Genomic DNA, 13048 nt, shown 5'->3' with positions numbered 1-13048 from the left:
ACTCACCAACCTGGAATCGCTCGACCTCAGCAGGAATCAACTCAGCGCACTGCCAGCGGAAATTGTCCAACTCACCAACCTGGAATCGCTCGACCTCAGCAGGAATCAACTCAGCGCACTGCCAAAGGAAATTGGACTACTCACTAAAATCAGAGACCTTAGGCTTGATGACAATCCCCTAACGTCACTTCCACCAGAAATTCGAAGAAAAGAATTTAGAGAAATTCTAGACTTTTACAGGCAACAGCTAGAACAAGAAACCGATTACCTCTACGAAGCCAAATTACTTATTGTGGGAGAACCTGGAGCGGGCAAAACTACGTTAGCAAAAAAAATTCAAGACCAAAATTATCAGCTACAACAGGATGAAATCTCTACCGAAGGTATTGATGTTATTCAATGGAAATTTCCACTCTTAACTGGCAGAGAGTTTCAGGTTAATATATGGGATTTTGGCGGTCAGGAAATTTATCATGCTACCCACCAATTTTTCCTCACCAAACGCTCCCTTTATGTTGTGGTCGCAGATACTCGTAAAGAAGATACAGATTTTTACTACTGGCTAAAAGTGGTAGAGTTACTGAGCGGTAACAGTCCTTTGTTAATTATCAAAAACGAAAAGCAGGAGCGTAAACGAGAAATCAACGAACGGGAGTTACGGGGTGAGTTTACTAATTTTAAAGAAACACTCACTACAAATCTTGCGACTAATCGTGGTCTTCCAGAAATCCTTAATAATATTAAGTATTACATTCAAAAGTTACCCCATGTAGGAACAGAACTCCCCAAAACCTGGGTTAAAGTTCGGGAAGCTTTAGAACACGACCCCCGTGAATATATTAGCTTGGAAGAATATCTCGCTATTTGTCAGAAACATGGATTTACTACAAAAAAGGACAAACTCCAACTCAGTGGCTATCTGCATGATTTAGGTGTATGTCTTCACTTGCAAGACGATTCTACACTCAAACACTATCTCATCCTCAAACCGGAATGGGGTACTACTGCTGTCTACAAAGTGTTGGACAATGATACCGTTAGGCAAAATCAGGGGCGCTTTACCCAGGATGATCTTCTTAATATCTGGAATAAAGTTGAACATGCCGATATGCAAGATGAACTGCTGCAGTTGATGATGCGGTTCAAACTCTGCTACAAAATTCCCAATCGTCCTGGCACTTATATTGCACCTCAATTGCTTTGTGCTAACCAACCCGACTACACTTGGGACGAAACCAACAACCTGATTTTGCGCTATGAATACGAATTCATGCCCAAAGGTATCCTCACCCGCTTCATTGTTGAGACACACTTTTGGATTGAACAACAAACACTCGTCTGGAAAAACGGCGTTGTTCTCAATAAAGACCAAATCCGTGCCGAAGTGATTGAAAACTATAATCAAAGGGAAATTAAAATTCGTGTCGCCGGAAACCGCAAGAAAGAACTGCTAGCAGTTGTCACCCACGAACTCGAAAAAATCCATAAGTCTTTCGAGCATTTGAAGTATGAAACCTATGTTCCCTGCAATTGCGCAAGCTGTCAAGCAAGTGAGACGCCTCATCCCTACAAATTGAACGCACTGTATAAGCGCTTGAACGCTGGTATAGACGAGGTTGACTGCGAGAACAGCTATCAAAGAATCCAGATCCGAAGGTTGATTGATGATGTTATGCATCAACCCTTCGCTGTAGATAGAGAACTCAAGTCTCAAGCAGCACCGTTGCAACAGGAACTGGAACAAGAGAAAAAAGCATTGTTGACCCCAACCAGAAACCTCGTTTTCATCAGCTATAGTCATAAAGATCAAAAGTGGTTTGACGACCTCAAAACTCATCTAGAACCATTAATTAGAGAAAAGGATTTGCAACTGTGGGATGATACCCAAATCCAGGCTGGTGCTGTGTGGCGAGATGAAATTTCCAAAGCTCTCGCCGCTGCAAAAGTTGCTTTGTTGCTGGTGAGTCCTAATTTTTTAGCATCAAACTTTATCAATAAAAATGAATTACCACTTCTATTAGAAAAGGCTGGAGCAGGAGTCACAATTTTTTGGATCCCGTTGCGTTTTAGCAGTTACAAAGAAACAGCAATTGAAAAGTATCAAGCAGCGCACGATCCCAAGAAGCCTCTAAGTAGCTTGAGTGAGGCAGAGCAAGATGGAGCTTGGGTGGACATCTGCGAAAAGATTAAAAAAGAAGCAACGTTTCAGTAAATGGTATTTAGTGAGTGCGATTTAGTTAAGTCGGTGGACATAAATAAACGTCACTATGTCCGCCGCGAACGGACACGCTACGCGAACGCAAGTGCTTGAGATTGCTTCGTTTCACTTCGTTCCACTCGCAATGACATATCGTAAGTATTGAGCAGGACATGATATTAGCTATGAATTGATTATTTATTGCAAAAAAACATTGCGATACGCGTTTGGGTCCGAGAGTGCGCTCCCTTTGGGAGCTAGCGCCCCCTATGCCTAACGGCACGGCTACGCCTATCGGGGCTAGCGTCAGCCCTTTGGGCTATCGCCTCCCAAGTTTAAGCAATATGATTGAAGCTACAGCCTGTCCATATGGTAGTGATGAAATAGGCGATCGCTTTATAATTTACGTCCAACCATACCTTACAGTAGATGGGCAAGTTCCTTATTTCCGCTTAACCTTAACCGCTCTAGACTCCACTGTGAACGCTGGAATATCTTGCAGTTCAGTTTCACTCAAACTGTATTGTTCACAAACTAAGCTTAGACGAGTCCCTGTGATTTTAACAGCATTCACCGAATGAGTCAGATCGCCTTGAAAATACAGTAACGTGTTAGTTCGTGGTTTAATCTGCCCGACTTGCTGTTTGTGGCGGCGCAGCACCAGTTCTCCGCCTTGCAAGTTTGGCTGTACTTGCACATAAAGAACACTAACCACCACAGGAGGCTCAATCGTTTTGCAGTAAGATCGCAGGGAGCGATCAATATGCGGATCGACGCGGGAGCCTTCTTTGAGCAGCAGCGGGTTAAGATAGAAAGCGTTGCAGTTCGGCTCTAGCGCCTGGTCGAGATAGGGCTTGAAGAAAGGAAAGCGCCGTTCTACTTCCGCAATTTCTGAACGCTGGAATACCACAGAAAAACCCTTTGTGTCAACAAAGTCGCGGTTAAGGTTGTTGGTTGCAAAATAGGGGGACGCTAAAATCTCTCCTCGCAAGTCGTTGAGGTAAGTGATTGGGAAGGCGTCTTGGTGCTGAGAAAAGTAGTTCAAGTGTTCAAAAAGTTTAAAAGTTTCAAGTTGAACAGAGATTCAGATTGGTGATGAGGCAAAGTATGGTTTTGGGTGAGAGCGGCGGTGATACGATCAAGGCAATTGTGTTCTACTGATATGCATCAAACCTTTATCCCTGGCATTACTCCAGCCACAGTACAATCTCAACCTTCCTGGTGGTTTGCCTTTGTTGGCAATAAATTGCTGGTTCGCTCCGAAGGAAACGTCAGCCAAATTCCCAATTTAATCAGTCTAACAGAAATTGGCTTAGAGCCAGTGCGAACCCAATTCCTTGGCACCCTGGATGGTCAACCTTGTTACTCGGCAGAACTGCCCAAGGATGCGATCGTCCCCGATGGCATGGTTTTGCAGGGATTGCGCGAATTGTACGGAATGTTGGATGAACAGTTGTATGCGCTGAGTGGTCGTGCGATCCAAATCGTGGAATGGGATCGCACTCACCAATACTGCGGGCACTGTGCGACTCCGACAACCCAATTATCCCATGAGCGTGCCAAACGTTGCCCCAAGTGTGGATTAGTGAATTATCCTCGCCTCTCGCCTGCGATTATCGTTCTCGTTTCTCGCGGCGAAGAACTCTTATTGGCTCGCGCCCCTCGGTTTCCACCGGGAATGTACAGCGTGCTAGCTGGCTTCGTGGAACCAGGAGAATCATTAGAAGAAACGGTGGTGCGCGAAGTCCGCGAGGAAGTGGGGATTGAGGTGAAAGATATTCGCTATTTTGGCTCGCAACCTTGGCCATTTCCCAACTCACTTATGATTGGATTCACAGCCACTTATGCAAGTGGTGACATCGTTATCGAACCGCAAGAGTTGGTAGATGCTGCCTGGTTTAGTAAGCACAACTTACCACAAGTTCCTCCTAGGTTGAGTATTGCTCGCAAGCTTATCGACTCCTTTGTACTTTGAGCGAAACTAAGGGTGTAGGGGTGTAGGGGTGTAGGGGTGTAAGGGGTAAGAAGGGATTATATTTTTGTGCAATGCCCAACGGGAGAGCCAGTCGCCCAGGCGACTGGTGAACGCGTAAGGGTGGTCAATAGGTTAGTGGTGGCTTGGTGCCCCCAAATTACACTCATCCCCTACACCCCTACACCCTTACCCCCTTACACCCCTAATTCTTAAAAATCAATGGTTCAAACAATTATTGTTTTTGTGATCATTGGGCTGATTATCACTGGGATTTTAGTCAGTCCCACCCTAGTTAAACAACGAAGAAACCGTCTTAAACATCGTCCTTTCCCGCCACTTTGGAATGCGATTATTGAGAATAATCTTCCCATTTATCTCCATCTTTCTCCCGCTGAACGCCGACAGGTTCAAGGACATATTCAAGTATTTTTAGCGGAAAAACAATTCATTGGCTGTGCAGGATTGCAGGTAACGGAGGAGATGAAATTGGCGATCGCTGCTGTAGCCTGTTTGCTCTTGCTTAACGAGCGAGGAGAATACTTCCCTAAACTTCGTTCAATTCTGATTTATCCCAGCACTTATTTTGTTAATGAAACGATTGCCACCGGCAATTATATTGTTGAGGAAAGGCGCGTGGCAAGACTGGGAGAATCGTGGACTCATGACCAAGTTATATTATCTTGGGAACAGGTGCAACAAGACACTCAAAACTGGAGGGATGGACATAACGTTGTGCTTCATGAATTCGCCCACCAATTGGATCAAGAGGATGGGAAAGCTGAGGGGGTTCCTATTTTGCAACGAAATTCAGACTATCCCATTTGGGCGCAGGTGATGGCACAAGAATATCAACAGCTGTGCAATGATGTTCAACGAGGCGTAAAGACCGTAATGGATAGCTATGGCACAACTAATCCCGCAGAATTTTTCGCCGTGGCGACTGAAACATTCTTTGAAAAACCCCAGCAATTGCTGAAGAAGCATCCGGCACTTTATGAACTACTGCAACGTTACTATCAACTAGATCCGGTGCAATGGGTGAGAGATTAGATTGAGTTGAGGCGTAAGACCTAAGATTATATTGAGTAGTGAGGAGTTTTGTTTTTTAAGGCATCTTACAACGGTAGAGTTTGCTGCACTTCAACTAGTATAAGTTTTTATTGAGCGACTATTCGTATAAACTATTAAATACAGTTAATATAGGTGTGATTCATATGAAGATGGAGCCTGCATACACTTCTGTGGGGAAAATTTTTGAATACAGACCGATGTTTTTTATCCCCAAGTATCAAAGAGCTTATGCATGGGAAGCTGAATCTGTTGAAGATTTTATCAAAGATTTGAAAAACTGTTTTGAGAGAAGAAAATCACATACGCCTGTTAATCATTTTTTTGGAGGGGTGCTCTGCGTTAGATATCCTGTTGCAGGAGCTGTTAATCAACACGAATATGAAATTATTGATGGACAACAAAGAATTTCAACATTTACGCTATTAATGTCTTGTTTAATTAAGATATATAAGGAGTTACTTGAACAAGTAAAGCATTCAAAAGATGAAAATAATCAGTTCATTTTGGAGGGACGGATAAAAGATCTCTCTGAAAGATTTATAGAGTTTCGGCAGGAAGTTCAAAGAAAAGTAAATTCTGTCGAAGTTATGAGACTATCCAGAGTGGATCATCCGTTCTATAAAGAACTTATTCGTGAGATGAATCCATCTCCTTCAAGAGATTCTCATGAAAAGATTAATCGCGCCTACCAAACTATACTAAAAGCAGTACGAAATATAATCAATCCATCAAAGTTAGAAGGAAAGATGGACGATATTGAAATAATACAAAATATTATAGATAATGACTTTACCATACTATACATGGTTACTGATAGTAAAGATGATGCATTTAGATTATTTCAAGTTATTAATGATAGAGGAACCAATTTAACAGTTGGCGATTTATTAAAAGCAAATACTTTAGAGATTTTAGAAGGATTCAAAGACTGTCAGGATAGTTGTGAAATCTTCTGGGACAATATCCTTGCCGATTCTCCATCAAAAACAGCAAATTATTTGAACTGGATTTATGAATCCTATCAGGGTAAAAGAGCTAAACAAGATGAATTTTTTGACACACTTCTTGATAGCTTTTTTCCAGAACATAAAAAACATAAAACAGAAAATTTTACATATTCTGAATCTAAACAAGTATATCAAACAGTCAAAAATATACATGAAGATATCTTGAAGTGTAGAAAATTGCTAGAAGGACAATGGCTATATCCATCAAAACAACCAATCACTAATTGGGATAGAACTCGCTTAAATATTCTTTTGAAAGAACTTGACCATACTTTATCTGTACCACTCTTTCTAGCCGCTTCACAACTTGAACATAAGATTTTTTCGGAAATAGTGCAGATTGTAGAAAGGGTTTATTTCAGATATAAAATAATATGTAATCAGCACGCCACATCATTAAAAAATATTTATTATGAAGAATCGCTTGCTATCCGGGAGAATCCAAGCTCTTATAATGTCTCAGGATTAAGGCAAAAGTTACAAAAGCTAATTAATTCTAAAGCATCAGATATCACATTTAAGACTGGTCTTGAAATGTTAGAGTATAAAGACTCTGGAGTAAGTAATAAACCCCTTAAATATTACTTAATGACTACAGAATATTATTACGAATGGTATCAAGCTGGAGCTACAGAAACTCCGTTATGTAAAGATAAAAGCAGAGTCTATGACTTTGCCGGAACTTCAATTGAACATATATATCCACAAAATACAAGTAAGAAGTTTAGAGACGAAAAGTTGGAACCTCTGAAAAATACATTGGGAAATCTGACTATTTTAGACCCCGCGCAGAATACTATAGGCGGAAATGATCCTTTCGATGCAAAAAGGTCTCTTTATCAAGCATCATCAGTATTATTGACTAGAAATATAGCAAGAAATCAAACTTGGGGTGAACAAGAAATCAAAAATCATAAAAATTTACTTATAGATATTGCGCTCAAAGTTTTTTATCCATAATTTTCAACAATGAAAGACGAAGTCACATCATAAATTAATTTTGATTACACTGTAAAAGTGCAATTGGGCAAAGTCCACTGTGTTCTGCACTCAGGGTGCGATCTCACATTTGTAAAAACACGACTGGCGATGACTATCATCAGTCACTATCTACTTGTTTGTCCTTTTCTTCCGGCTCAAACTCAGCCAATATCTGCTGAATTTCCTCTGCTGCAATATCTTCCTGCTCAGATTTAGAGTAGATAGTAACTAAAATAATCTTTGTACTGGTTTTGAGATAATATATCAGCCTATATCCACCACTCTTACCCTTTTGGATATCGCTATTTTTTAGTCTTAGCTTAAAAATGGTATAACCTACTCCTGGTATCTGGTCGCCTGGTAACTCTCCAGATTGAAGTTGTTCAATAATTGGCTGGATATCATTGCGAATACTGCGGTACTTTTTCGCCAAAATCCGCAAATTGCGCTTGAATTTGCCAGTTACCTCAACCTGAATCAAAGGTGAATCATTCTGCATCAATTCCTTCCCACAGTTGAGACACGGGTAAAGTATTTCCCGTCATTGCATCATACCAACCCTGACGAAAACTTTCTGCGGCAGATTCAGATATTTCCTCATCTTCTTCGTGGTTGTTTTCTTTATCAGCTTCTTCAGCAAGCAGTACAATGACTCTGACACGGGTATGCTTGTCCACACTCAAGGGTATATCTAGGGAAAGTTGACCTTGCTCATCCACAGTTCCCATGATTTCAATAGCTTTCATGACTCCTCCAATGGGATTTGCTTTCACTACTGTACTCCCAAATCGACTTAAAGCAATGGCGTTAGCAACCGAGATACTCTCACGGCTAACTTGAACCAGAAAGGTTTTTTATGGTATTCAGATAAATCAACAGAAACAGAAGCAGCCAAATCATCTTGTAACATTTTCTCCACACTTTCAACAAAGTGAGAATCAGCAACAAAGCCCATCACTTCAAAGTTAAGGAAGAAAGAACGATAATCCAAGTTGATACTTCCTACCCCTGCCATGTCGTCATCAATAAGTATGATTTTCTGGTGCATGAACCCATTTTTGTAGCGGTACAGCTTAATACCACCTATTGCCTGTATCTCAGCATAGTACGAGAAAGAACACAGATAAACGAATAAGTGATCGGGTCGATTTGGTAAGATAATACGTACATCTACACCGCGCATTGCTGCCAGTTTCAAAGCTTGAAGAGTTGATTCATCTGGTACCAAATAAGGAGTAGCAATCCACAAGCGAGTCTGAGCTTGATTGATTACATTGATAAAGAAAAGGTTACAAACTGGTAATTGATCCGCAGGTCCAGTGGAAAGCACTAACGCGGTTTGGTTAGCTTCCCGATTAGCTTTAATCTGCCAGTTAACTTCCAGAATTTTTCGAGTCGCCCAGTACCAATCTTGTATAAAAACACTTTGCAGACTGTGTACACTCGGACCTTGCAACATCATGTGAGTGTCACGCCAAGGACTTAGGCGGGGATTTTTTCCCAAATATTCGTCAGCTATATTCAAACCACCGACAAATGCTGTTTCACCATCCACCACCAGAATTTTACGATGGTTTCGGAAATTGAGCTGAAAACGATTGCCTTTGCCTCTAGTGGTGTGGAATGCACTTACTTGAATGTTATTGTTGCGTAGAGACTTAATATAAGAGCGAGATAAGTTTTTTGAACCAATTTCATCGTAGAGAAAGTAGATGCGTACTCCTTGCTTTGCCTTGGTAATCAACGCTTGCTTAAACTCGTTACCTGCCTGGTCATCACTGACGGTGTAGGATTCTAGCAAGATATAATCGGTTGCTTGTGCGATCGCACTCAACATCGCTTCATAAGTTTGCTGGGCATCAATCAGCAATTGAGCTGCATTACCTGATGTGAAGGGAATTGCTGTCAACGCTTCAGCTATTGGTTGCAGCTGCGCTAACTTTTGGGGTGGTGCAATTTTAAATTTAGCAATTTCACCGTAAGCTTCTTGAACCAGCCTATAGTGTTGTGCGTAAACTGAGCGTAGGGCTTCGGTATATCCATGAAATTTAGTCCTGCCTAAAATCCAATACAATGGAATGGCTAGCCAGGGAAAGGTGATCAGAGAAATCCCCCAGGCGATCGCCCCACTAGAAGAACGCACAGTCATCACCGCATGAGCAGCATGCAAAATCCCCAAAGCATGAACAACAACTACTATAATTCCACTGACAAGGGCTAAAACACCACTATCAACAAGCATCTCGATTTTATTGGGTATCTATATCTGTATAAGAAAATTCTGCCAGCAATGGCTTGTGATCAGATGAACAAATCTGATCTAGCACCTTAGCACTAGCTTTCTTTTCGCTGAATCCTCGGTAAAAGATATAGTCTAAAGGAGGTGACAACAGGAATCGTTTAATTTTCTTGCTTTCATGCGGTGCAAAAACAACTGGTGCTAACCCCAGCCGAGTAACCGCTTCTTCAAGGAGAACTGCTCTTTTTCGACTCCAGGTATTGAAGTCTCCTGAAAATATCACACAACCATGATGTGTAGATAGGGCAAACTCTAACTCATGCAGTTGTGTTTTGAATTTATTTAAATCCACAAAATTGATCAGATGACTATTAATAGCGAGGAGAGTCTCTTGTTTATCAGAGAGCGGATACTCAGTAATTAGGGAAACTTTAGGAGTTTTAACAATAGGTTCATGATGTTTTGTCAAAATCGATCTACAGCTAACTGGACTGATTTTCGCTGCTGTTAAAATTCCAGAATAAGTCTGATGATGAGCATCGATAAAATTAGGGGCAAAATCCCAACTCATTTCTTTCAATTGAGCAGCATGTTCGGCATTTATTTTCAAGCTAAATTCTTGCATAAACACAAGATCTGGTTTGTACTGCTCAAGAATTGCTAAAAAATCTTTCATCCAAATTTTGTCATAATTTCTCTTAGCAATGTTCCAACTCAGCACTTTAATTGAGCTACTATTTAGTTCTGTTTGGAGGACATGGCTTCTACTAATTGTGGATTTATCTGTGCGAATGAATCGATATGATGGAACAAATTGTTTTGTGAGAGTGGCTATGTGTTCTTTTTGATCAGGCATGACTAAAAATTAACGGAACTTCGGATAGCTTAACGTTATTGAATAGTCAACAGAGCCTATCATATCAGATGATGTGGCGATACCCCTTGGGGACTGAGCCTTGCCTAATTACTTAAAGAAAGCAGACTCATACACTGCAAATTATGATCGTCGCACAGATAAATCCATCAAATTCGCCAGCTTGAAAACAATCCGCGCACCAACATTACCATCCCACTCAGCATCACCAACTTCGCACAGATCAAAACCAATAATTTTTCTACCACTATTTACCAATTCACGAAACAAACAAAAAGCTTGCTCTAATTCCAGTCCACCCGGAACAGGAGTTCCTGTACTTGAACAGTATTTTGGATCTAGACCATCTACATCAAAGCTAATGTAAACATATTCAGGCAAATGACTGATAATTTCTCGACACAACTCCATCCAAGTCGTTCCCGAATATAGCTTTTGTTTCATGGCTGGGTCATAATAAGCGACAATTCGACCATGAGATTGGTTAATCATTTGCACTTCATCATGACAAATATCACGCAAGCCTACCTGCACTAACTTGGAAATTTGTGGTAGCTTCATCGCATTGAACATGATGGACGCATGGGAAAACTCAAATCCCTCATAGGCATCGCGTAAATCTGCGTGTGCGTCTATGTGCAAAATGCCATAGTTTGCGTAGCTGGCTGCTAATGCTTGGAAGTAACCTAACGGTGAACTGTGATCCCCACCAATCACAGCAACTCGTTTACCATTTTCAATTGCTTGCTTAGACTGTTCAAACAACCGTTGATTTACCTGTTGACAAGCTTGATTAATTTCTGCTAACACAGGTGTTAAATCTGGTGTATCTGTCAGGGATTTACCTTGTTGGAGTCGCTCGATAATTTTTGCCGCTAAAATGCGATAGTATTCGTTCTTCTCTAAAATATCCTGGGGAATTTCTACCATGAAAATTCCCTGTTTCCATCCATCAGGATTATCGAAATCGAACAAATCTAGTTGCGGCGAAGCATCCAGAACCCGTTGTGGTCCTTGGGCAGTGCCTGCGCCATAGGAAACGGTCACTTCCCAGGGTATACCAAAGATAATCAGGTTTGCAGACTCGTAATCAAATGGTAAAGCAAAAAGGTTGCCATTAATTTGACCTATGCCACTGGGATTGTACTCTTGGAGTTGATGGCTCATTGATTCTCTTATGGATGTACGTGGGTAGATAAAACACCGCTTGGTGGACACCTGCACTATTGTAGCGAACCATTAGCTTATGGTATCTTGCTTGTCAGACGCACCCTAGGCAATGTGGGTATCCACAATGATTAAGATAGGGCGATCGCCTACGGCAGAGCTACGCTTAACGCTCTTGGCGGCGGCAGCTTCCGCATCGCCCTTCTTCGCCCAGAGGCTTGGGTCTAAACGTGTAAAAATCCAGCAACTTATGCCAACTGATCGCTTGGCGATACGCCTTTATGCGTCTGTTGCTTTGCGCAATCGCCCTAATAATAGAGGTGAAGCATTGTCAAGGCAGCTTTGCACAGGGTACTTCCCCCGCAAACGTGCCGCCCCTAAAAATCCGATCGCCTTTATTTGTTTGCCAATAGCTTATGTCTCGTATCAGGTCAGCCATCAACCTTAATATTATTTTCTTGTCATTCTATAATTTTCTGTTAAGGAAGACAGAAAACAAGCATAGTAAAACTTATGACTATACACAATATGTTAGTGGACGTGACTATATATTTGAATCGATTGATAATCAGCCAAAAGGTTATATGACTGGACTTGGTACAGGTATCCAACGCGGGGATTATATCATTTTATGTAACAAATCTAATACTTGTCGATATCAGGTTGAGGACATTGATTACTATTCTGAGCCACCCGATATGTGGATAGCCTTACTTCAAGAAGTTGATTTTGAATAGTAGAGATTTTCATTTTTCCAGGATTTAAAACCGAAAGCCCACGGCGCGTCTTTCCATGTGCGCACCGATATATCATGTCTGTGGAACTGTCAATAGATTGAAACTCTATCGCTTTATGAGTAGAGTTCTCCTAACTCTACCAATTCTGAATGTTGACTCCTTTCATTGAACTTTAAAATTCTTTCCAAAATTCCAAGGCAAAGGTGAGAGTTTATTTGTTGTCATAGAAAATAAAAAGGCGATAATTATGTCGGTAAACATACAGTTTTTTTGAAATGGAGAGGCTCTTTTGAGTCATTGCAAAGATTAGATATCTCAATTAACACATACTTAACAGTATTGTGTTTTTTTTATGAATTTTATGAAAAAAACTAGTATTTTTTGGCATTAATTATCATATAATGTCAGGTAAGCATTCGTTGAAATAAGCATATACAAACTTGAGTACAATTAAGTTTGTTGGAAAAGCCATCTACCACTGCAGATAAAAAATCCAGTTTGTGATCTAGATTATTGCATGTTTTGAGACCAGGGACAATTTATAAGTAGGTAGGCACAAGTAAACCTAACTACGTAACAAAATATAAAGTGGTCAAAACTATTGCGATTGCTAAGAAAGCGGGAAGCCCCCTCCCGGGTCTACGTTCTACTCGCAATAATATACTGAAAAATTTTTCCGTTCACCTACTTAACAGTTAAGACTGTGATAGTTTTTCTTATCAGAGTAAAGCTTAGGAAACTCAAGAAATTGGTATAGTTTGGGTAGTGTACTAGACAAGTAAAACCCTATAAAATAGGGT

The 13048-nt window shown here is 40.8% G+C and carries 12 protein-coding genes; 6 read left to right on the top strand and 6 right to left on the bottom strand.

Annotation, left to right across the window (positions count from 1 at the left end; translation table 11 throughout):
* Positions 1-2212: COR domain-containing protein (locus tag AC5JM2_RS08955; protein ID WP_495834545.1), on the top strand; the 2212-nt coding region annotated here is incomplete at its 5' end.
* A gap of 427 nt (positions 2213-2639) precedes the next feature.
* Here the strand turns inward: AC5JM2_RS08955 and AC5JM2_RS08950 are convergent.
* On the bottom strand, positions 2640-3242 hold the full coding sequence (locus tag AC5JM2_RS08950) for a 2OG-Fe(II) oxygenase (RefSeq protein ID WP_495834544.1): 603 nt from the start codon (positions 3240-3242) through the stop codon (positions 2640-2642).
* Positions 3243-3359: 117 nt separating this feature from the next.
* Here AC5JM2_RS08950 and nudC point away from each other — a divergent pair, with 117 nt between their 5' ends.
* The 3 genes from nudC to AC5JM2_RS08935 all read left to right on the top strand — a co-directional run bounded on the left by nudC (position 3360) and on the right by AC5JM2_RS08935 (position 7210).
* Positions 3360-4172, top strand: a complete 813-nt coding sequence (nudC, locus tag AC5JM2_RS08945; RefSeq protein ID WP_495834543.1) for an NAD(+) diphosphatase — start codon at positions 3360-3362, stop codon at positions 4170-4172.
* Between the two features lie 219 nt (positions 4173-4391).
* Complete coding sequence (locus tag AC5JM2_RS08940; RefSeq protein WP_495834542.1) at positions 4392-5222, top strand: M90 family metallopeptidase; 831 nt, start codon at positions 4392-4394, stop codon at positions 5220-5222.
* Between the two features lie 164 nt (positions 5223-5386).
* Positions 5387-7210, top strand: coding sequence for a DUF262 domain-containing protein (locus AC5JM2_RS08935; RefSeq protein ID WP_495834541.1), 1824 nt, complete (start codon positions 5387-5389; stop codon positions 7208-7210).
* Between the two features lie 139 nt (positions 7211-7349).
* On the opposite strand, the gene AC5JM2_RS08930 is transcribed toward AC5JM2_RS08935, so the two are convergent.
* The 5 genes from AC5JM2_RS08930 to speB all read right to left on the bottom strand — a co-directional run bounded on the left by AC5JM2_RS08930 (position 7350) and on the right by speB (position 11511).
* Positions 7350-7730, bottom strand: a complete 381-nt coding sequence (locus AC5JM2_RS08930; protein ID WP_495834540.1) for a type II toxin-antitoxin system RelE/ParE family toxin — start codon at positions 7728-7730, stop codon at positions 7350-7352.
* Positions 7720-7977, bottom strand: coding sequence for a type II toxin-antitoxin system RelN family antitoxin (locus AC5JM2_RS08925; protein ID WP_495834548.1), 258 nt, complete (start codon positions 7975-7977; stop codon positions 7720-7722). Before AC5JM2_RS08925 ends, AC5JM2_RS08930 begins: the two co-directional genes overlap by 11 nt.
* A gap of 47 nt (positions 7978-8024) precedes the next feature.
* The gene (gene cls / locus AC5JM2_RS08920) at positions 8025-9473 is read right to left on the bottom strand and encodes a cardiolipin synthase (RefSeq protein ID WP_495834539.1); all 1449 of its coding nucleotides are present in this window, start codon (positions 9471-9473) and stop codon (positions 8025-8027) included.
* 7 nt (positions 9474-9480) lie between these two features.
* A complete protein-coding gene (locus AC5JM2_RS08915; protein WP_495834538.1) occupies positions 9481-10326 on the bottom strand; it encodes an endonuclease/exonuclease/phosphatase family protein in 846 nt (281 codons plus the stop codon).
* 141 nt (positions 10327-10467) lie between these two features.
* A complete protein-coding gene (gene speB / locus AC5JM2_RS08910; protein ID WP_495834537.1) occupies positions 10468-11511 on the bottom strand; it encodes an agmatinase SpeB in 1044 nt (347 codons plus the stop codon).
* A 127-nt stretch (positions 11512-11638) separates the two neighbouring features.
* Between speB and AC5JM2_RS08905 the strand changes: the two genes are divergently transcribed.
* Positions 11639-11959, top strand: coding sequence for a hypothetical protein (locus AC5JM2_RS08905; RefSeq protein WP_495834536.1), 321 nt, complete (start codon positions 11639-11641; stop codon positions 11957-11959).
* A gap of 136 nt (positions 11960-12095) precedes the next feature.
* Positions 12096-12248 carry a hypothetical protein gene (locus AC5JM2_RS08900; RefSeq protein WP_495834535.1) on the top strand — a complete coding sequence of 51 codons (153 nt, stop codon included), beginning with the start codon at positions 12096-12098 and terminating at the stop codon, positions 12246-12248.
* Positions 12249-13048: the final 800 nt, after the last annotated feature.

The organism is Brasilonema angustatum (genome assembly GCF_059505445.1).
Note: the sequence above shows the minus strand (reverse complement) of the source record. Positions and strands in the feature narration are given on the sequence as shown.

What these genes read in the sequence shown, in the direction of transcription:
- AC5JM2_RS08940 (WP_495834542.1), top strand. Translation starts at nt 4,392, where the DNA reads ATGGTTCAAACAATTATTGTTTTTGTGATCATTGGGCTGATTATCACT.
- cls (WP_495834539.1), bottom strand. Translation starts at nt 9,473, where the DNA reads ATGCTTGTTGATAGTGGTGTTTTAGCCCTTGTCAGTGGAATTATAGTA.
- AC5JM2_RS08935 (WP_495834541.1), top strand. Translation starts at nt 5,387, where the DNA reads ATGAAGATGGAGCCTGCATACACTTCTGTGGGGAAAATTTTTGAATAC.
- AC5JM2_RS08925 (WP_495834548.1), bottom strand. Translation starts at nt 7,977, where the DNA reads ATGAAAGCTATTGAAATCATGGGAACTGTGGATGAGCAAGGTCAACTT.
- AC5JM2_RS08930 (WP_495834540.1), bottom strand. Translation starts at nt 7,730, where the DNA reads ATGCAGAATGATTCACCTTTGATTCAGGTTGAGGTAACTGGCAAATTC.
- AC5JM2_RS08915 (WP_495834538.1), bottom strand. Translation starts at nt 10,326, where the DNA reads ATGCCTGATCAAAAAGAACACATAGCCACTCTCACAAAACAATTTGTT.
- AC5JM2_RS08905 (WP_495834536.1), top strand. Translation starts at nt 11,639, where the DNA reads ATGATTAAGATAGGGCGATCGCCTACGGCAGAGCTACGCTTAACGCTC.
- AC5JM2_RS08900 (WP_495834535.1), top strand. Translation starts at nt 12,096, where the DNA reads ATGACTGGACTTGGTACAGGTATCCAACGCGGGGATTATATCATTTTA.
- speB (WP_495834537.1), bottom strand. Translation starts at nt 11,511, where the DNA reads ATGAGCCATCAACTCCAAGAGTACAATCCCAGTGGCATAGGTCAAATT.
- nudC (WP_495834543.1), top strand. Translation starts at nt 3,360, where the DNA reads ATGCATCAAACCTTTATCCCTGGCATTACTCCAGCCACAGTACAATCT.